The organism is Shewanella sp. 5S214, assembly GCF_041439795.1.
Taxonomy (GTDB): Bacteria; Pseudomonadota; Gammaproteobacteria; order Enterobacterales; family Shewanellaceae; genus Shewanella; species Shewanella vesiculosa.
In genome coordinates this window covers 118,483-139,332 of record NZ_JBGOOV010000009.1, presented here as the reverse complement: position 1 = coordinate 139,332, position 20,850 = coordinate 118,483, and the positions used below count along the sequence as shown (strand labels likewise).

Here is a 20,850-nt window from a genome sequence, read left to right as displayed (position 1 = left end):
TTAAAATCTACGGATTTTGGTTATTGCAGTACCAGTATTGTTATCATTATTAAGATCGCCTTCGGCAAACACTGTCGCCGTCCAGATAATTTTCTCGTTTTTTAGGATATTGACTGGCCAGCTGAAGTTTAAAGATGTAGCAGCCCCGCCAGCTAAGTCACTAAAAGCCAAGCTAGGCAGGTGAATAACTAATCCTCTATTGGTTACGCCACTCACACTTACCTCGCCACTAACACTACTCTCTTTCAGATTGGCCACTTCGACAACCATAGCCACAGTGTCACCAAACTTAGCTTGTGCTGATGCAGCAAAGGCCGTCAATGCGACATCTACCTCAGTATTCACCACAGGTACTTCACCCTCATATTCGATGATAAGCTGCGCGTTATATAAAGCCGTCGATTTACTATCGCCTTTAATATAGACCGCAAGATCAAAGTCCGACGTCATCGGCAAACCATTGCTGGTGACAGGCGGTTCACCTGAGTCAGAAACAATTGTGACATACTCATTTGCAGTTACATCTACCCAGCCTTTACTCGTTGCGAGTGGAGAGGTTTCGCCCTCAGCCCAATCGAGTAAATTGATCACTGTTGTTGTCGGTATACCCACAGTATATTTCACGTTATCTTTGGCAAAAGGCGGCGCACTACATTCAATCAAGGGGATTTCCATTCCAGGAAGGTCTTGACCAAACTTATTAGGTTTAAGTCTCCAGCGTGGCCCAGAAACCAGCTCCCCAAGCGAAGCATCGGGCAATGCACTACCGATGAAGTCCTGAATATTTGGATCTGGATTTGTATCATAAGACCATTCAAATGGGTCTCGATTAAGGGTGGTATAGTAGGCGTTAGAATAACCACCAACAAGATCCGATGAGAAGGCATAAGGATGATCGGAGGGTTCTGAACCAGGAGAAGCTGCAGGGTCTAGCGCTTTAGGGGAATTTTTTAGTACGGTACCGATTCCGATAAAAGACGGTTCTAAAGACCCTTCATCGGTATCAATTATGTCACTATCACCTTCATAACAAGGAACAGTACTTTTCCAAATAGCAGTGTCACCTTCACCTTCAATTCTATAAGATGGTTTACGACCTGTTGCCGCCTCATTCTCCAAGTCTTCAGGACGAAGTTGGTCATTAGGATTATTAGTGATCCAATGATTAACCACCAACTCTGCTCGAGTAACCACAAAGTTTGCTGCTGGATCTTTCCATTCTGCCGGCAATGCCAGCTGAGCATACATGCGAATATCATTAGGCCGTTTATGTATTCCTCCCCAACCATAAAGTGGCTTACCATCATCTTTGAGCTGTATTGAATAATCAGTACTTAAGGCAATATTATCTAACATATTGGTCTTATCATTAGGGAACATCTGACAGCCAATTGGATCATTATCTGCCACACAAGGTGTTGCCTTGATCAAGCGTTCATATGCTTTCCCACCGACTAAAACTTGGACATTATCATCCAGTGGTGCATTTGCACAGTCAAACGAGAGACTGCCGTCTGGTGTTGATAAAATCGCTTGGGTACCATCTGGACTGGCAAAAAAGTATGGGATGGTTTCATAACAACTAAGGGCATGCTCCATAACGGTATAATGTTCCGTTTCACATTTTACCGAGGTGCCACCTAACCCTTGACACCAAGTACCTAATGGAGGTTTCACCTTATATTTTTCGGTGGCAGCATTAGCAACTTGAATACCGATAATCTCTCCTCCATCGAGAATATTACCAACGAATCCTTCTAGGTAGTCACCATTGCGCGCTTTGGGTTGGGCGCCAAGAAAATCTACAACGTAAAATCCAAATTCACTATCGACGGGATATAACATCACCCCCGACTTATCAAGAAATGGAAGATTATCACTAGGACAACTGATTTCTCCAATATCACAAATAATTGATGGATCTTCAGAGAAAGTCACACCATTAAGTCCCCCCAGAACATCCTTAACTGAAAAAACGTGCACTGGCGATTCATAAGCCGTAGCACTCCCTATTGAGGCAAGCAATGCTATAGAAATAGCAAGGGCAAGCGGTTTTTTATTAAAATATTTAACAAATAACATAACAACCTCCTGTAATTATTTTGGGATTAAATTAATCAACCATAACAACCTCCTATATTTTATTTTTATGTAACTAAGTTGGGGCGGTATTAAAACTCGACAAGGTTTATGCACTCTGTAAACCTTGTTCGCCAGTCGATCCAACAGTCAAAACCTTAAACAACCGGCACCGACATATAACATTTAAACCACCTTTTTATTACCAAAAAGAAACCTATTAAACATACCGTTAACCATACAAAAAATGTGGAAATATTCAAGAGGGTAAAATAGCCCTTAATCCATCAAAATGCGCTTTTTGACTTGAAAAATATTTAATTTCAATTAATTAAAAATACGGGGTCAGATCAATAAAAAGTGATATTTTTGACTATGCTGATCAAGGAGTTGGCGTTCTCATTCTTTCGAATGACAACTACACATTTTAGCTTTTTAAATATTACGGTTATCTCAACAGAGCTTGCATTTACTCGCATAAAAATAAACGCTGTAGTTGATGTATGCAGTTCAAGCCAGAGAATAAAACCCGCTCATTTAGCTGGTCCTATGGAGATATGCGGAGTCGTTGAAATACTTTGGTTTAAACCGACTAACTCAACGGTTTATCTCTTTGAAGTTAAGTGTGGTATTGCTTCGGTACAACAGCCTTGAACCCATTAAAAAACCCAGTATCAATGACGCAATACTGGGTGTTGTATAAACTCAATGCTCAAAGACTAATTTATCGCTTCGTGTAGCTCCTGATACATTAACTCACGCATCTTAAACTTCTGGATTTTACCTGTCACTGTCATGGGGTATTGATCGACAAATTTGATATAGCGCGGCACTTTGAAATAGGCAAATTTCTCAGTGAGAAAATGACGAATATCGTCTTCAGTAATATCGGCATTGGCGCGCACTTTAATCCATGCGCACACCTCCTCGCCATATTTGTCACTTTGAACGCCAAAAACGGCTGCGTCCTGCACATCTTTGTGGCTGTAGAGTTTTTCTTCAATTTCACGAGGATAAATATTCTCGCCGCCGCGAATGATCATGTCTTTAATTCGGCCGACAATTTGTACGTAGCCAAGTTCATCCATTTGACCGATATCTCCTGAATGCAGCCAGCCTACACTGTCAATGGTTGCGGCAGTTTTAACCGGATCATTCCAGTAACCTTGCATAATGCAGTAACCTCGGCTGCACACTTCACCGGGTTGGCCAACAGCCACCACATCACCAAATTCATTGATGATTTTCACTTCAGTGTGCGGCAATGCACGACCAACTGTGAGTACTTGCTTTTCGATGGAAGAATCAATCTCAGTAATATGATTTAACGGGCTGCACTCAGTTTGTCCGTAACCTATTAATACTTGTTTCATATACATTACATTTTGAACGCGGCGCATCACTTCTTCGGGGCAAGTGGCGCCCGCCATTACACCAGTGCGCAATGAACTAAGGTCAAACTCGCTAAATTGCGGATGCTCTAATTCAGCAATAAACATGGTCGGTACACCATGTAGTGCAGTACAACGCTCTTGTGCAGCCACGGTTAACGTAGTTAGCGGATCAAAAGACTCTCCCGGGTATACAGCTGCGGAGGCATTTATAATTGAACATAAACTGCCTAATACCATGCCAAAACAATGATATAGCGGCACAGGAATACACAATTTATCGACCGGAGTAAGTTTCATCGCCTCAGCCACTAAATAAGCATTATTTAAAATATTATGATGCGATAATGTCGCGCCTTTGGGGCTGCCAGTAGTACCAGAGGTAAATTGAATATTAATCGAATCATGTGTATTAAGAGAGTCAGCAATGCTAGCCAACACATGTTGATCATCAGCGTTAACCTCCACCAGCAAATCATTAAAATTAAGCATACCAGGGGTTTTGTCTGTACCCATGCGGATAACAAATTCAAGTTTTGGCAGTGCGCGAGCGGATAAACGGCCCTGATTACTGCTCAATTCTGGCAATAACTCATTCAACATTTGTAGATAATCGCTGGACTTAAACCTATCAGCACAAATCACGGCACGGCAACCAACATTGCTCAAGGAGTATTCCAGCTCTTCAGGTCGATAAGCGGGATTGATACACACCATAATGGCGCCAATTTTAGCGGTCGCAAATTGCGTTAAACACCACTCAATGTTGTTAGGCGACCAGATCCCTACTCTATCTCCTGCTTGAATGCCTAGCTGCAACAAACCTGTGGCAAGGGAGTCTATTTTTTCTTGATACTGGCGATAGTTCCAGCGGATATGTTGATGGTAAACGACAACGGCAAGATTATCTGGATAGGTGTTAGCAATATCATCAAAATATTGACCAATGGTTTTATTGATAAGCGTTATTGAAGTGGCACCATGGTATTCACTCAGAGTAAGAGGAAGTTGCGCTTGGTGTTGTTTGACCATTAAAGCCTCCGTGCATTTATTATTATAATGAATAATGTTATTCGTCTTATTCAAACTAACCAATGCATGGGGTCACTCACAAGTAAAAAAGGGGTGTATTAGACTAAAGATTAACGTAGACGAAAGGAATTTAGGCACCCAAAAATCAATATTTCAAGAATCAAGAATCAAGAATCAATGTTGGCTGAGATTGACCGCTTAAGTTACCTGTTCAAGTTAACAGCTAAGATTAACCGTTCAGATTAACCGCATGATTACATCGCATTTACGACTTGGACAATAAAAGGACACATTAAATAATCATAATAGCCTGTTTATAATAAAAATTTAATTTATTGCGGCCTTTTATTAAAAATCTAATAAACTGTGGTGCTTTATGATGTCGCAGTCGCTAAGTTTCCCCTAATAATAGCGAATTCACTGTCGATGCAGTCATGTTTAACCATTATGTCTTTGGCACATTAAAGCTTGTTGCTTGTTGCCAGATCTAAACCGTAATAATGTCTTTACATAACATGACTATCATAAGCTTAAAAATAAAACTCACCACTATTCGTCTCTTATCAATAACAGGATTACATATGACACCGGCGGCAACATCACCAAGCCAACTAAACACTACCGCCATTTTACTCGTGTTAGCGCTAGGCACCTTTATTTTGGGATTATCTGAATTTTCGATGATGCCAATGCTGCCATTAATTAGCGAGACATTTGCCTCTACGCCATCTCAAAGCGGTTATGCTATTAGTGCTTATGCGATAGGGGTTGTTGTCGGTGCACCGATTTTGATGCTGACAACTGCCAATATGAAAAAACGTCATGCATTGGCGATATTTCTGACATTAATGTTTATCTCAAATGGCTTAAGTGCCATGGCCACTTCACTTGAACAGCTTATTGTATTTCGCTTTTTAAGCGGTCTACCTCACGGCGCTTATTTTGGTGCCGCAATTTTATTGGCTGCCGATATTGCCCCACAACATAAACGTGCCAGCTATATGTCTAAAGTGTTTATGGGCTTAACCATAGCGACCATTGTTGGGGTTCCAATTGTCACTTTAGTCGGCCAAAACTTAAGCTGGCGCTATTGTTTAGCAGGTGCATCGGCTCTCGCTTTAATCGCACTTGTGTGCGTCTATGTGGTAATTCCAAAAATAGAAAATAGCCAACCATCTAATTTAATTAATGAATTTAGTGTGTTGAAAAATAAATTGGTGTGGTCAATTTTAGGCATTGTGATTATTGGCTTTGGCGGTGTGTTTTGTATTTACACTTATATCGCCGACACCATCTTAGTGGTGACACAAACCCCGGCCTACACGATTTCAATTGCCATGGTGATGTTTGGTATTGGTTGTACCTTAGGTAACTATGTATTAGGCAAAGCGGCCGATCGCGCCGCCTTAAAAACCACAGGTATCGCATTAGTGTGTACGATTATATTTTCTGTGGCCTATGTCAGCGCCAGCCATAATATTTGGCTATTGTATGCGGTGATTTTCTTTATTGGTTGCAGTGTGGGTTTAGCCACATTAATTCAAACCTTACTGATGGACGTATCGCCAAATGGTCACGCCATGATAGGTGCATTAGTGCAATGTTCATTTAACACCGCCAATGCTATCGGCCCTTGGGTGGGTGGTATGTTTATCGCACAAGGTGCCATGCCTAACGAGACCGGTTATGTGGCGGCAGTGCTATTTGCCGGCGGCTTAATCATGTGGCTGTTAAGTTATCTGCAAATGAACAAGAAAAATACTCAACTGGAACAGTGTTCAGCATAAATTAACAACGCTTTCCATTTTATGGAAAGCGTTGTTAGCTTCAAACTAGGTGCCAATATTAACTTCTGCGAATTTTAGCAGGAAGTGACTGACGAGCTGCCGAACCGACTACCCAATCAAATAATACGCCTTCACCTTGACGGGTTAGGTTAATTTCCAAATGGCCAGAAGTTTGTCCCATTAATACTTCATGGCCTCTGCTTGATAAGCATGAGATGCATTATAAAAATACCGCAACAGATAATGTTATGGTTTAGCTATAAGCAGCCTTCAAAACTTTCTCAATGCCCCTAAAAATAACTAGAGAAAAATACACTATCTAATTAAGGGTACAACTTTAAAACACCATTGGTAAAATCATCTAGGGGTTATTTTTAAGCCATCTTTTATTAATAACACAATTATCTCGTTGACCTAAAAAATGATCAACGGTTCAAATAATGGCTGTCATTGATATACGTTACATTGAGATTTTTAATCTATTTAAGCGTAAATATAAAATAAATACCTTAGCGGTGAAATATTTCACGGGTTCTGCCTGTCTATACTGATTACATTACCCCACTAGGAATAATAAAAATGACGACTCGTCGATATCAATTACTGTCAAAAATCTGTTTACTCTCTAGTCTTTCTATTCTATCAACGTCACTTTATGCATCAGAAAAAACCATGCAAGAAATCGTTGATGCTGTTAATGGCACACCTGATATGGCGAGTCGAGAAGCAGGTAAAAAAGTCAAACTGCGCAATCATGCTAAAGGATTCTGTACCTCTGGATATTTTGCACCTAACCCTAAATTAAATGATGAATTAGCGATTCCTTTCTTTGACCAATCAAAGATTAATGTCACCGCGCGTTTTTCAATGGGTGGCACAAATCCACACGCTTCAGATAAAACTGCCGGACGCTTTATGTCACTTAAAATTGATGGTGACAAAGAAAACCTCAATTTTGTCACCACAAACTCACCGGTATTTTTTGCCGGTAACCTAGATGATTTTTTTACTTTTCAAGTTAAAGTAAAACAAGGGCCTGAAGGCAAACAATGGTTAATCGATAACAAACCCGATGCTAAGGCATTTTTTGACTTCGTCAAACAATTGCCACCCAGTGCAAGTTTTGCCAATAGCCCGTATTTCGGTGTTAATAGCTTCCTATTCACAACCAAAAATAACGACATAGTTCCTGGTCGTTGGATTTTTGAACCTGAAGACGGCGTCGTTAATTTATCTCAAGCTCAACTTGCAGAGCTTCCAGATGACTTTTTAAAAGAAGAATTATTAACACGAATTAAACATCAACCCGCAGTCTGGAATTTATTCATTAAGCTTGCAGAAAAAGGTGATGAAATTAATAACCCAACGGTACTTTGGCCTGAAGACAGACAGCGTTTATTAGTTGGCCAAGTTATCATTAACGGCGAAAGAGATAACGAATCAACGATCCAAACATGTGGCAATGGTATTTTTAACCCTGTGTTGTTACCAAAAGGGATTACACCGTCAGCGGATCCTATTTTAAATGCACGGACTCCGGCTTATATTGAATCGTTTATTAGACGTCAGTAATAGCCCCTGACCGACACAGCATGATCCATTACATCTTTAGCAGGATCATGCTGTGAGGTTCAATCAGCCAGCGATATTTGCATTACGCTAAATGAAATCGTGATGGCTGCTCACTAGTAATTAACCTACCTAGCTTATGAATTGGTTAACTAACAAGGATCTATAATGAGCCTAATTGTCTATGGCGTGCCACTTTCTCCTTATGTACGTAAACTGCGTTTATGTCTGGCCGAAAAACAGCTCGATTATCAGTTGGTCATTGTATTGCCTTTTGACCAACCGGCTTGGTTTAAAAAACTCAATCCTCTGGGGCGTATTCCAGCTATGAAGGATGGTGACTTAACCTTGGCTGATTCCAGCGTGATCTGCCAATACCTTGAAGATAAATATTGCGAGCTTACTCCTTTACTAGGACAAACCGCAGAGCAACATGCCAAGGTACGTTGGTTAGAAAAATATGCTGATTATGAGTTGGCCCCACTGGTCACCTTTACCCTATTTCAACAGCGTATAATTAATCCCAGTATGGGCCATCTTTGCGATGAACCTTCGGTAATGTCAGCTTTAAACGATAAACTCCCCATCCACTTTGATTACTTAGAACACACCTTAGGTAATGCTAAATTCTTTGTGGCAGACACCTTAAGCCTCGCCGATTTAGCGTTTGCTTCTCAAATGGTCAATATGGAGCACGCAGGAGAGCAACTAGATGCACAGCGTTGGCCGAATCTTTCAGCGCTTTATACGCGGATCAAGGCCCGAGCATCAATGGCGGATTTATTACAAGGTGAGCAAAAAATATTATCTTCATTAAAAAAAGCCACATCAAAGCAAGCGTCATTTGAAATCTAATCAATAAAGGTGTGATGACAACGCAATGAGTCATGCAAAAAATCTCCCTTGCACCGATGATTTTTAATGATATTAATTGGTTATCTTACGAAAAATAGTCTGTAAACCTTCTTTGTCGACTAAATAATGGCAAGCGGTTTACCCAGTCTTTTGATTTTATCAATAGGCCAAACAACCAAGCATATTTGAATAAATGCTAAAATAGACAAAAACCTTATTCACATTGAGCTGAAACCTCAGTCGCTTCGTATTTAATAACAATCGTCATCACAAAGAGCACTATAATGTTTTCATTTTTAAAGCCAGATCCAGTTAAAAAATTGCGCAAAAGCTACGATGCAATACTAGAGCAAGCCATGCAAGCGCAGCGAAAAGGCGATATTAAAACCTACTCTTTACTTACGGCTGAATCGGAACAAATTTGGGCTAAAATAGTCAGCTTGGAAGCAGCGAGTAAATAATCCTATACTGAGTCAATACAATGAGTAAGAGATTAATGAAAGTCATCATTGTGGCTCGGGTAATATAGGTTCACTTGAATCCATGTAGGTTAAATAGTTTTGCCAAATATTATGAGTACGCTGCACCGTAAGTTGCAGCATACATCCTTGATACATAACCCCTCTTATTGTGCCATCTCGCCATAATTGGTATATCGCATGGCAATAAGACTCTCGATAAGTCAGCCAGTCTCTTTGCGATAGCTGGAGTGCTTCAAGCACTTCAGGATCATCATGAAAAGTGTCACTAGCCTTAGCAATATATTCATCTAACCTAACTTGCGCCACTTCAAATTCCTGTCTAGCGCATTGATTAATATCAACCGTACTCATTGCTGCATCGCAATCGATATCATGTTCAGTTTCTTGTGCCCTGCTGGCACCACTTATGATTAATGTGAAGCTGAGTAACCCTACAGCCATATATGCCTTCATTGCCAACACTCCTGTGGTGTTTACCTTAATTCAACAATCATTTGTAGCTTATTGATAGTGAGAATAATGCTATTGTATTAATTTTGCTAATAAGTGCTTTGTATCCATAAGGGATAATCACTAAAATCACTTTATCAGTCATCGCTAATCTAAGTTAGATAATAAGGATATTATATTTTGCCTCTTGATCAACTGCCGATCCATTTCGCCCAAAAAACTGATTTAGCTGATATCCATCAACTTGAAAAGACGATATTTGGTGAACCTTGTTACCCTGCCTTTTTCTTTAGACAAGCTTTTGATTGCTGTCCTAAAGGACTATTAGTTGCCAAACAGGATAGCTCATTATTAGGCTATTTATTATGGGTTGAGTCGAACGCTCAAACTGGTGATGCTTGGATTTTATCATTGGCCGTTGCAACACAAGCTCGTGGTAAAGGAATTGCTCGTGGACTAATCAATCACGCTATCGCTACTGCCCGCGGTGAATCCAATGGGGCAATTAAACGTTTATTACTCACAGTTGCGCCTAACAATCTTGTCGCTTTGTCTTTATATCAATCAATGGAATTTATTATTCTGACTAACGAAAATGATTATTTTTCCCCTGGTGAAGCAAGGTTAATACTGGCGCTCAAATTGTAATTTAAGCCTGCGCCTAGCTAATCATCGCGCCGATAAATAATACCCTTGAAATAACCCTCAGTTAATCACTGATTATCGAGAATCATTAAGCTGACAAATAAGTAATTTGTGAACCGCAGCCAACAATCAGCCATCATTTAACGCTATGCTGCATTATTCATCGCCAACGACATACACACTTGTAACACTTTCGTAGTGGCACTATTGGCATTCGTTGTGGCGTATTAATGAGGAAGAATGGTATGTGGTGGCGAGTAACCATAATTAGTTTAGCTTACCTGTTATTAGGCGCGCATTTTTTACGTTTTGACCAGCACGTCTTAGCCATTATTGCCATGAGCTTACCATTACTCATGCTTATTCGGCATTCATTTACCCACACATTACTCAAGATAGGTTTACTGGTAAGCGTAGTATTTGTCTGGTCGGTCAGCGCATTTAATTTTATTGATATGCGCATTGCACTGCAACAACCTTGGTTAAGGTTGGCTATTATCATGCTGTCTGTGATGATATTTACTGTGTTTGCCGCCTTTTCAACTAACGGCCTCAATCAAAAATTGAGACGTTAGTTGATAAAAAAAAGCTTATTTTTTCGGTTTAATCCATTTATAAATACTGTCTTTTCGGTAAAGCAATAACGCCGCAAACAGCACAATATAAATACTCGGCTCAATAATTTCAGACTTTACCGACCAATAAAAATGGATAGGTGCCAAAATCGCAGCCAGATAAATCCAATTATGTAATGACTGCCAGCGCTTTCCCATGCGGCGTTTGATGCTATTAGGTGACGTTAGCGCCAGTAATAAAATGATTAGTAATGCCGCTGCGCCAACTAAAATATAAGGCCGCTTAATCACCTCTTCAAACAATAATCCCCACGCAAACAGTAAGTCTAAACTGATAAAAGCACTAATATGTAACAGTGCATAGGCACACACATACAAGCCCACCAAGCGGCGAGTTTGGATTAGCGCGGCTATCTTAAAACGTTTCGCAATAGGTGAAATAAGCAAAGTAGCTAACAAGCTATTAAGCGCTCCCATGCCCGTATAATGAATAATATACTGCACAGGATCGCCGCCCGCATTGTCAGTTAACACTAGCGCCACGAGATAAAAGGCTGGCAATAAAAAGCTAATATGCAACAAGACTTTTAGCCAAAACAGCCCTTGAGCACTTATGCGCATTAGTAAAACTTCCTCAGGTCGATATTTTTATACAGGTCGGCGACTGAATCGCCATAACCATTAAACATTTGCGTCGGAATACGTTTCGCTGAGAAAAGTCCACCCTCACCAATACTGCGCTCAGATGCTTGTGACCAACGTGGATGATCAACCTCTGGATTGACATTGGCATAGAAACCATACTCACTCGAAGCTAATTGATTCCAACTCGTTGGTGGCTGCTTATCCATCACGCGGATTCTCACTACTGATTTAATGCTCTTAAAACCGTATTTCCAAGGCACGACTAAGCGGATAGGCGCACCATTTTGTGGCGGCAAGGTTTTACCATATAAACCGACGGCTAAAAACGATAAGTCATTCATTGCCTCTGCAACCGTTAAGCCTTCAACATAAGGATAATGGATCCCACCACCCATTAAGCGACTCTTTTGTCCGGGCATTTGCTCTGGATCAAACAAGGTCTCAAAAGCAACGTGAGTCGCGTTACTTTGCACCCCAGCTTGTTTAAGTAAACTGGCTAACGAAAAGCCCACCCAAGGTATCACCATCGACCAAGCCTCAACACAGCGTAAACGATAAGTGCGCTCTTCAAGAGCGAAACGGGTCGTCAACTCATTAAGGTCTAAGGTAATCGGCTTATCGACCAAGCCATCAATGGTCAGAGTCCAAGGATCAACCTTAAAGTTTTGCCCATTGTCATAAGGATCGGATTTACTGGTACCAAATTCATAGAAGTTATTATGACGAGTCACTTTATCTTCTGGGGTTTTCGGATTGGGTAACACAAACTTAGCGGGAGTTGTATATTGCAGACCTTGAGTCACAAAAGGATGTTGCGCTTTTTGCTCGCCAAATAAATCAAAAATACCGGCTTGAACTTGACCAGGCAAACTGGCTCCCAACGCTCCTAACCCAAGTGCTTTGATAATGTTACGGCGATCATTAAATACCGATTCGGGTGTCACTTGGTTATCAGGAATATGCCAAGCCGCACGTTGTTGTATGCCTTGAGTAAAGCGTTTTTTACCGGTCATAAATCACCTCAATAAAATATTTTTCGACAGCAAAGTATTACCATAATCTGCCATACTTATCTCAATAGACAGGTAAAAACCTTTTTTTATTTCAGAACATGACTAAAAAAAACCAAAAGGCCGTCAACCTTTATCGATTGCCGAAATGGTGTCACTGTAAATCCCATACGAACCTATATAAGGGTTAGGTTTAAATTTAATCATTAACAATAATATTTGATTAAATCCTCAGTTTACCTCTTGCAGCGGATTATTAGCCGTGCGACCCTTAACCATTATTTTCTATCGGTTTTTGTTATGCCTTTTGCAGTGTCGTTAACTCCTCCTCAAATTGCAGCTTTGATTGCTGTCGCGTTTGTTGCCTTTCTCATTGGCGCCCTAATCAATCAACGATTAACTCGTAAACGATGGGAGCAACTTAAGCTTCAACATGAACAGCAAACGCTTCAACAACTCAATGAAGTCCAAATTGAAATGTCCAGATTACAAGATAATCTCGATGACAAAATTGATCACAGTAATCATCTGCAAAGTAAAATTGAAGATCTGATTGGCCAACTGTCTAGCGCAGAAACCAAAGCAGATCGGGTTAGTCTTGTTGAACAACAAATGGTTGATATTCAACATCGTTTAATGGAATCACAGCTCAATTTAGCGAAGTCTAATGCAGTGCAACAAACGATTCTGGTCAAAGCTGAAACTGAGCAAAAATCATTACAAGATAAAATAGCCTTACTCGAATCGGCTGAAGAACGCCTTAAACTGCAATTTGAAAACCTGGCAAATCGAATTTTCGAAGAACGCAGTGAAAACTTTAAACAACAAAATGTCTCGCAAATAGACGGTGTTATCGGGCCGCTGAAACAACAATTAGAAGGCTTTCGACGTCAAATTCAAGAGTCGTACACCCATGAGCAATCTGAGCGTAGCGCGTTAAAGCATCAATTAGACAATCTACGCGATCTCAACTTAAAAATGAGCCAAGATGCCATTAACCTTACCAAAGCGCTTAAAGGTGACAACAAGCAGCAAGGTAATTGGGGCGAAGTGATTTTAGAACGCGTATTACAAGAAAGTGGTTTACGCGAAGGCCATGAGTATCAAACACAGCAAGATTTAAAAGACGATAATGGCAAGCGTTTTAAACCCGATGTTATCGTGCATTTGCCTGAGCAAAAAGACGTGGTAATTGATGCAAAAATGTCGCTGGTCAGCTATGAGCGTTACTTTAATAGCGAAGATAAAGACATTCGCGACCAGGCAATAAAAGAACATGCGTTATCAATTAGACAACATATTAAGGGTCTTGGCCAAAAAGATTATCATAAGCTGCATGGGCTGAAGAGTTTGGACTATGTGCTAATGTTCATTCCGATTGAGCCAGCATTTTTACTGGCCATTGAATATGATCCAAGCCTAGTTAACTTTGCCTTAGAGCAAAATATTATGCTGGTGAGTCCAACCAACTTATTAGTAGCTTTGCGCACCATCAACAATATATGGCGTTATGAGTACCAAAACCAAAATGCGCAAAATATCGCTAAGCAAGCCAGTCGTATTTACGATAAATTATGCGGTTACCTTGAAGACATGGAAAAGCTTGGCCGTGCCTTAGACACGGCAGACAAAAGCTATCAAAGTGCCATGGCAAAATTATCCTCAGGTAAAGGCAATGTCATTAGACAAGCACATTACATGCAGCAATTAGGTGTCGATACCAGCAAGCAGTTAGATAAACAATTGCTCAACCGGGCACTAGATGAATCAGTCGAAAAACACACTAGTGATAGTGAATTGCAATAATAAGTAATAATTAATCTTTATTTAATCAATAAGACTAATAGTGATTTAACAACGTACAACGACTGTTTAGCAAAAGCATTAATCACCCATTCTTTTTAGGAAACAAATTACTGTGGCGGAGATCCTTATTTAAATGCGTAATACTTGGGCAAACATGTTAATGGCTAGCGCATTATTATTCAGTACATCATTGGCCTTTATAAGCCAAGCTAATGCGCTGACCTCACAACAGCAACGCTATCTTGATGCTCGTCAAGCACTGGATAAAAACCAGCTGGATAAGTATCAAGCATTACGCAAAAAATTAGCCGATTATCCATTAACGGTTTACCTCGACTACCACGCAACCATCGACAGCATAGTGCAGTCTCCAGGTAGCATAGCACTCGATGCTATCAACAAATTTGATACTACACCGTTGTACAATAATGCCCGTTATCGCTATCTGCTTAATGCAGGTAAGAAACAACGTTGGCAAGACTTTCTGGTGATATCACCAGACACGCCTAATGATATCCGTCTGCAATGTTATTACTACCAAGCACAACTTGATGCGGGTAATAAAGAGATGACATACAAAGGTGTAGAACGCATATGGGTTTATGGCTATTCACGTCCGAAAGAATGTGATGCGGTGATTAATCAATGGACTAAAGCGGGCTATCGCACCCAAGAACTTATCTGGGCCCGCATGCTACTTAGTTTCGACGCTGGCCAATCCAGTTTACTCAACTATTTGTCTCAAAAAATCACCCAACATGATGACGAAGCCAAACTATTATTGTCAGTGTATCGCGACCCAAATAGCTTACGGCACATGAAAAAATTTGCCAGCTCAAAACCTATCATAGGTGATATTGTAGATGCCGGATTGCGAAAGCTGGCCTACAAAGATTTACATCAAGCAATTAAACTGTATGTAAAATATCAAAAATTAGATCGATTCAGTGACTTTGGCGGACGCCAACTTAATCGCTATTTAGTTCGCCGAGCACTGATAAAGCAAGACGATAAATTAGTGTCACACATTGACACCATGTTGCCATTACTCAAGTCTGATGATTTATATGAAATGCGCTTACGCTGGGCCATTCGTCAACAGGACTTTGCGACAGTAGAGAAGTATTTAGCCTTATTAAGCGACCAAGGTAAAGCTGATCCTCGTTGGCAATATTGGCAAGCTAAGATGACCTCTAGCCATGACAAAACCCGTGCAACACAACTGCAGTTGACCTTAAGTGGCGAACGTAACTTTTACGGCTTTAATGCCGCAGAAGCGCTCGGTAAACCTTTGGCGATGAATGATAATAACTTAGCACCCAATCCAGAATTGCAAGCTAAGTTAAATCAAGATCCCGGCCTTGCTCGCGTGATTGAATTAATGGCTTTAGATAAGCAAATTGATGCTCGTAATGAGTGGTTGTATTTAATGCGCCGCCATAACAGTGACATGACGGCACAATACGGTTTGTTAGCCTTAAAAAACGGTTGGCATGCATTGAGCGTTGAATCAAGTATTCAAGGTAAGTTATGGGATTCACTGGCACTGCGCTTTCCGGAAGCGGCTAACGATGAGTTCGTTAACGCCAGTAAAAAATTCTCGGTTAATATTGATGAAATTCGTGCTATTTCTCGTCGCGAAAGTGCCTTTTATCTCTATGCAACCTCAGGTGTAGGAGCCAGAGGTTTAATGCAGTTAATGCCAGCTACGGCCAAACAAACGGCTAAAAGAAATAAAATCCCTTTTAATAACGTAAAAGACCTATACGACCCGAAAGTGAACATTATGCTGGGCAGTGCGTATTACAGTGAATTACTTAAACAATTTGATCAAAATAGAGTACTCGCAACTGCGGCTTATAATGCTGGCCCAGGTAGTGTTAAACGCTGGTTAAAAGACTCCAATGGTCGCCTAGATGTAATGAGCTTCATTGAAACAATTCCGTACACTGAAACCCGGGAATATGTTCAAGCAGTACTGAGCTATCGCATGATATTCCAACAGAATAAATCATCTAAAGACGGTATGTTTAGTCGTAAAGAGCTTAGCTATCGTTACTAGCAATGATAAATCGTGACCCGTTTTAGCTCTGGTTGAAGCCAATATTCGCCATTCAATATTGGTGTATTTTGCTAACATGGGTTCACAAGATAACCTATGATGTAGGTATTGTGCTGGCATTATAGGTGTTGAAGCGCTTGGTGGTGATTGATGCTAATCACAATGGTCATCTATCACCATTAACGCACAGTAATCATAAGCCCGAATGGCAAGGATAGTGATCAAATACTGAACGACAAACCGTAACCCACAATAAACCCTTTCGACAATAAACCAATAAGGGTTTATTGCAGACAAGTTGGAGTTTTCGTGTCGCAATCAAATATTCAAACATTACTCACTCAACTCAGCCAAGTTCTGCTCGGTAAGCCAGAGCAAATAAAACTTGCCGTCGCTTGTATCCTCGCCAAAGGCCATTTACTGATTGAAGACTTGCCCGGCATGGGTAAAACCAGTTTATCCCAGGGTATTGCCAACAGTTTAGGCATGAGTTACCAGCGTATTCAATTTACCAGTGACATGTTACCGGCTGATATTCTTGGTGTATCCATCTACAGTAAAGAGCAGCAACAGTTTATATTTCACAAAGGCCCAGTGTTTAATCAAATGTTGTTGGCCGATGAAATTAACCGCGCTAGCCCGAAAACCCAAAGTGCTTTACTTGAAGCCATGGCAGAACAACAAATTACTATCGATGGCATAACCCATCAACTTAGCTCACCGTTTTTTGTTATTGCGACCCAAAACCCAGTTGATCAAGCTGGCACATTCCCCTTACCAGAGTCGCAACTTGATCGATTTATGATGCGAATTTCCATCGGCTACCCTAGCGCAGAAGCGGAATTAGCCATGTTAAAATCGCGCACTCAAGCGAATAAACCGGCTTCATTATCACAATGCTTAACCCCGCAAGAGCTAATGCTACTGCAACAACAAGTGGCGCAAGTGTCGGCATCTGATGCAGTACTAAATTACTTAATTGCCTTGGTCGATTTTTCTCGGCAACACAATACCGCTAACGGTTTATCGCCACGCGCCAGTATTGCTCTGCTTCAAGCTGCCAAAGCATGGGCTTTTATCAATCAACGCCAGTACGTAGTCCCTGAAGATATTCAAGCGGTATTTGCCTCAGTAGCAGAACATCGCATTCGCAGCAGTAGTCAATTTCAGGGCGAAGCGTTGTCTGACACTATCCTCGCTAGTGTTAACCCAATACGTTAACGGCGCAGATACCCATGGCTAAATCGACGACAGCAAAAAAGCACTCTTCGCCAACCTATGCCAATGGTGCTATCAAGCCGTCACGGTTGCGTCGTTTAATTCCAGCATCGTTAACCCAGCGCTGGTCAAGGTGGATAAGTAAGCGCCTACCAGCACAAAAGCAAATTACCCTCAGCCACAAAGGTATTTTTATTCTTCCCAGTGGTTTTGGCTTGGTGTGGATTGGACTCATTGTTTTACTGTATTTATTTGGCACCAATTATCAAAATAACTTGGTGATTGGCTTAAGCTTATTACTCGCCAGTGTGTTTCATACCTGCATCATATACAGCTATAAAAACCTTGCAGGGTTAACCTTTAATCCAGTCACGCCGCCACAATGCTATGCTGGCGACAGCATGCCATTTCCCATCATGTTAACTGGTCATACTCGGCAGAAAAATCCCGATACCACCCACCAGCAAATTTGTTTGCAATTTAGCTATCAGCGCCATGTCCGCGTCAAACAAATGCACGAGCAAACTATTGCTATCGTGCCATTTAAAGGGGCTAAGCGTGGTCAATTAACCCCTGGGCGGATCAAAGTATCGTCCTATTTTCCGTTAGGATTATGCTGTGCATGGTCCTATGTAGACTTAGATATTCATCATGTTATTTTTGCTAAACCAGAAATGTGTGACATTGAGCTTGCAAGCCACATAAGTGACAATGATAGCCAATATGAGCACGGTAAATTACGCCCAGGCGTTGATGACTACAAAGGCTTACGCACTTATATTCCGGGGGAATCACTCAAACAAGTGGCATGGAAACAATGGGCCCAAGACAAAGGCATGTTATCCAAAGAGTTTGCAGAGCCTGAAGGATTACCTGTTTGGTTAACCTTGGCCAACACATCGGGCAATAACATTGAACACAAACTGAGTAAGTTAGCTTGGCAAGTTGATAAACTCAGCCAAACCAAGCAAGTATTTGGCTTAATTCTGGATGAGCATATTATCAACCAGCAAACAGGCGAAGCACACCGAGTGGCTTGCCAAACCATGATTGCAACTTATCGTTTACCCGCCAATATGAATCCAGATTTTAGCCCAAGCGATGTGACTTCCTCAACGGTAGGTAAATCACTATGACCGATAACTTTGATGCCATTATTAGTCGCAATACCTTGTTTTGGCTATTGGTCACTAATGTCGCCATCCTTAGCCCCTTGTATCAACAAGCCACCTTATGGAGCATCGGCATCTGTGCGATTTGCTTTGTTTGGCGAGTAGGCATTTTTCTCGGTAAAGTCGCTGCGCCGCCTAAATTGCTGGTAACTTCTTTGGCGATTGGCGCCGCGATAACCCTTGCTTTAGTGTCATCTGAAATCGGTTTACTCAATGCCTTGGTTAACTTATTAATTTTAGGTTACGCATTAAAATACATCGAAATGCGCCAACTAAGAGATGTAAAAGCGATTGTATTAGTAGGGTATTTCCTTATTGGACTCACCCTGCTTGATCAACAAAGCATGCTTGATACCTTGCACTTATTGGCCGTTGCGGTGCTCAATACCGGTGTGTTAATCAGTGTTTATCAAGACAAATCCAACAAAGCGGCTAACCTCAGTTTTAGTCTAAAAATCATCTTACAAAGCCTACCATTAGCCATATTACTGTTTGTGGTGTTCCCAAGGCTCGGGCCTTTATGGTTAGTGCCCAATATGAAAACCGCCAAAACTGGATTATCCGATGAAGTCTCCTTTGGTGACATAAGTAAGCTCACTCGTTCAGCAGAATTAGCCTTTCGCGTCGGTTTTGACAACCCAGATGGCAGTACCCTAGGACCGGCAAACCAAGACTTATATTGGCGCACCTTAGTGCTGGAAAATTACGATGGTAAAACATGGCGCCAAGACCCAAGTATCAAACAAATTCAACAGCAGGCATATTTTAAAAAACCCGATCGCCAAGCCCCTGCTGCCAACAGCAATAATAGCAAAATCGATTATGTGGTGATTAGCGAACCCAGTCATCAAAAATGGTTGTATGGCTTAGATGAAGCGTTTAGCAATAATGATCAAGTGGTTGAATTAGCGGATTATCGTTTGTATTCACTCAGGCCTGTCGATCAGCGCATGAGTTATCGAGTGACCTCATATCCCGATCAGATTATGGATAAAAAACTCGATCGCAATACCAAACAGCTAAACCTTGAATTACCGCCCAACAGCAACCCAAAAACCCTTGAGCTTGGTTTACAATTTGCCAAAGATTATCCAGATCCGCAGACGCGCATTAATGCGATGATGAATTATTTTGCTGAGCAGGCCTACTATTACACTTTAAGTCCGCCGAGTGTTGGTGAGCAGCAAATTGATGACTTTTTATTTGAGAACCGTGCCGGATTTTGTGCTCACTACGCCTCGGCGCTGGTGTTTATGGCTCGCGCCAGCGGCATACCAACGCGGATGGTTACCGGTTATCAGGGCGGAGAATACAATGCCAAAGCGGGCTATTACAGTGTGTATCAATACATGGCGCATGCTTGGACCGAAGTGTGGTTAGAAGGCCAAGGTTGGCAACGTTTTGATCCTACCGCAATGATTGCCCCGCAACGGGTACTCGATGGGTTTGATGCCACCTTTGACAGCCAAAGCAGCTACTTACAAGACAGCCCGTTTAGCACGCTGCACATGAAGCAATACCCATGGTTAAATGAATTACGCCAACAGTTTGCCAGTGTCGATTATTACTGGAGCGTGTGGGTATTAGGTTTCGATGAACAACGAAAACAACAGGTATTAGCCAAGCTATTGGGGGATGTCAGCAGCACTAAAATCGCCTTATTGATGATGTTTAGTTTTATCATTATCGCGCTGATTATTGCTTATTATGCTGGGTTATTTAGTACCGTTCGCCAACAAGACCCACTCAATAAACGCTATCAAATCATTTGCCAACGCTTAGCCAAAAAAGGCATCGCCCGCCAACAAGGCCAAGCACCGTCCGATTACGCTGAGGCAGTCAGTGCACATTTAGGTGCCCTTGCTCCTCAAGTGGCAGCGGACTTTACGGCCTTGAGCAGTGCCTATGTAGCTCTTAAATATCAACCACTGACAGCGTCGCAAATCCAGCAACAACAGCAACATTTTAGCCAGTTATATCGTCGCTTGCGCCTGCGACTCTTTCGCAACTGATCTTGTGCACTACAGCAGCAATCATCCTGATTATTAACGGTTTTGATTGATGATTTACGG

The 20,850-nt window shown here is 41.4% G+C and carries 17 protein-coding genes; 11 read left to right on the top strand and 6 right to left on the bottom strand.

The window, feature by feature from the left end; translation table 11 throughout:
* The gene (locus tag ACED29_RS08380) at positions 1-2,082 is read right to left on the bottom strand and encodes a hypothetical protein (protein ID WP_182696988.1); all 2,082 of its coding nucleotides are present in this window, start codon (positions 2,080-2,082) and stop codon (positions 1-3) included.
* Positions 2,083-2,798: 716 nt separating this feature from the next.
* Complete coding sequence (locus ACED29_RS08375; RefSeq protein WP_182722160.1) at positions 2,799-4,502, bottom strand: AMP-binding protein; 1,704 nt, start codon at positions 4,500-4,502, stop codon at positions 2,799-2,801.
* A gap of 581 nt (positions 4,503-5,083) precedes the next feature.
* Here ACED29_RS08375 and ACED29_RS08370 point away from each other — a divergent pair.
* Positions 5,084-6,289 (top strand): MFS transporter, encoded by a 1,206-nt coding sequence (locus ACED29_RS08370; protein WP_124016471.1) that lies wholly within the window; start codon positions 5,084-5,086, stop codon positions 6,287-6,289.
* 58 nt (positions 6,290-6,347) lie between these two features.
* On the opposite strand, the gene ACED29_RS08365 is transcribed toward ACED29_RS08370, so the two are convergent.
* Positions 6,348-6,470 carry a hypothetical protein gene (locus ACED29_RS08365; RefSeq protein WP_259395220.1) on the bottom strand — a complete coding sequence of 41 codons (123 nt, stop codon included), beginning with the start codon at positions 6,468-6,470 and terminating at the stop codon, positions 6,348-6,350.
* 398 nt (positions 6,471-6,868) lie between these two features.
* Between ACED29_RS08365 and ACED29_RS08360 the strand changes: the two genes are divergently transcribed.
* The 3 genes from ACED29_RS08360 to ACED29_RS08350 all read left to right on the top strand — a co-directional run bounded on the left by ACED29_RS08360 (position 6,869) and on the right by ACED29_RS08350 (position 9,174).
* The gene (locus ACED29_RS08360; protein WP_371697453.1) at positions 6,869-7,861 is read left to right on the top strand and encodes a catalase family peroxidase; all 993 of its coding nucleotides are present in this window, start codon (positions 6,869-6,871) and stop codon (positions 7,859-7,861) included.
* 165 nt (positions 7,862-8,026) lie between these two features.
* A complete protein-coding gene (locus ACED29_RS08355; RefSeq protein WP_182696991.1) occupies positions 8,027-8,713 on the top strand; it encodes a glutathione S-transferase family protein in 687 nt (228 codons plus the stop codon).
* 284 nt (positions 8,714-8,997) lie between these two features.
* Positions 8,998-9,174: a DUF6435 family protein gene (locus ACED29_RS08350; RefSeq protein ID WP_182696992.1), complete on the top strand. Its 177-nt coding sequence runs from the start codon at positions 8,998-9,000 to the stop codon at positions 9,172-9,174.
* 45 nt (positions 9,175-9,219) lie between these two features.
* Here the strand turns inward: ACED29_RS08350 and ACED29_RS08345 are convergent, their stop codons facing one another.
* Positions 9,220-9,648, bottom strand: a complete 429-nt coding sequence (locus tag ACED29_RS08345; protein ID WP_182696993.1) for a lysozyme inhibitor LprI family protein — start codon at positions 9,646-9,648, stop codon at positions 9,220-9,222.
* Positions 9,649-9,825: 177 nt separating this feature from the next.
* Here ACED29_RS08345 and ACED29_RS08340 point away from each other — a divergent pair, with 177 nt between their 5' ends.
* Together ACED29_RS08340 and ACED29_RS08335 are read left to right on the top strand one after the other, a co-directional pair.
* Positions 9,826-10,293, top strand: coding sequence for a GNAT family N-acetyltransferase (locus ACED29_RS08340; protein ID WP_371697452.1), 468 nt, complete (start codon positions 9,826-9,828; stop codon positions 10,291-10,293).
* Positions 10,294-10,535: 242 nt separating this feature from the next.
* Positions 10,536-10,865, top strand: a complete 330-nt coding sequence (locus ACED29_RS08335) for a hypothetical protein (RefSeq protein ID WP_371697451.1) — start codon at positions 10,536-10,538, stop codon at positions 10,863-10,865.
* A gap of 15 nt (positions 10,866-10,880) precedes the next feature.
* Here ACED29_RS08335 and msrQ read toward each other — a convergent pair whose 3' ends face one another.
* The gene (gene msrQ, locus ACED29_RS08330; RefSeq protein ID WP_371697450.1) at positions 10,881-11,486 is read right to left on the bottom strand and encodes a protein-methionine-sulfoxide reductase heme-binding subunit MsrQ; all 606 of its coding nucleotides are present in this window, start codon (positions 11,484-11,486) and stop codon (positions 10,881-10,883) included.
* Positions 11,486-12,523, bottom strand: a complete 1,038-nt coding sequence (msrP, locus tag ACED29_RS08325; protein ID WP_124016465.1) for a protein-methionine-sulfoxide reductase catalytic subunit MsrP — start codon at positions 12,521-12,523, stop codon at positions 11,486-11,488. The genes msrQ and msrP overlap by 1 nt, the downstream gene beginning before the upstream one ends.
* 297 nt (positions 12,524-12,820) lie before the next feature.
* Here msrP and rmuC point away from each other — a divergent pair, with 297 nt between their 5' ends.
* From rmuC to ACED29_RS08300, 5 genes are all read left to right on the top strand, one after another.
* A complete protein-coding gene (gene rmuC / locus ACED29_RS08320) occupies positions 12,821-14,326 on the top strand; it encodes a DNA recombination protein RmuC (RefSeq protein ID WP_182696995.1) in 1,506 nt (501 codons plus the stop codon).
* Positions 14,327-14,459: 133 nt separating this feature from the next.
* The gene (locus tag ACED29_RS08315) at positions 14,460-16,388 is read left to right on the top strand and encodes a transglycosylase SLT domain-containing protein (RefSeq protein WP_371697449.1); all 1,929 of its coding nucleotides are present in this window, start codon (positions 14,460-14,462) and stop codon (positions 16,386-16,388) included.
* A 309-nt stretch (positions 16,389-16,697) separates the two neighbouring features.
* Complete coding sequence (locus ACED29_RS08310) at positions 16,698-17,609, top strand: MoxR family ATPase (RefSeq protein WP_124016462.1); 912 nt, start codon at positions 16,698-16,700, stop codon at positions 17,607-17,609.
* 14 nt (positions 17,610-17,623) lie between these two features.
* Complete coding sequence (locus tag ACED29_RS08305) at positions 17,624-18,742, top strand: DUF58 domain-containing protein (RefSeq protein WP_371697448.1); 1,119 nt, start codon at positions 17,624-17,626, stop codon at positions 18,740-18,742.
* On the top strand, positions 18,739-20,790 hold the full coding sequence (locus tag ACED29_RS08300; RefSeq protein WP_371697447.1) for a DUF3488 and DUF4129 domain-containing transglutaminase family protein: 2,052 nt from the start codon (positions 18,739-18,741) through the stop codon (positions 20,788-20,790). The genes ACED29_RS08305 and ACED29_RS08300 overlap by 4 nt, the downstream gene beginning before the upstream one ends.
* The last annotated feature ends 60 nt before the right edge of the window (positions 20,791-20,850 follow it).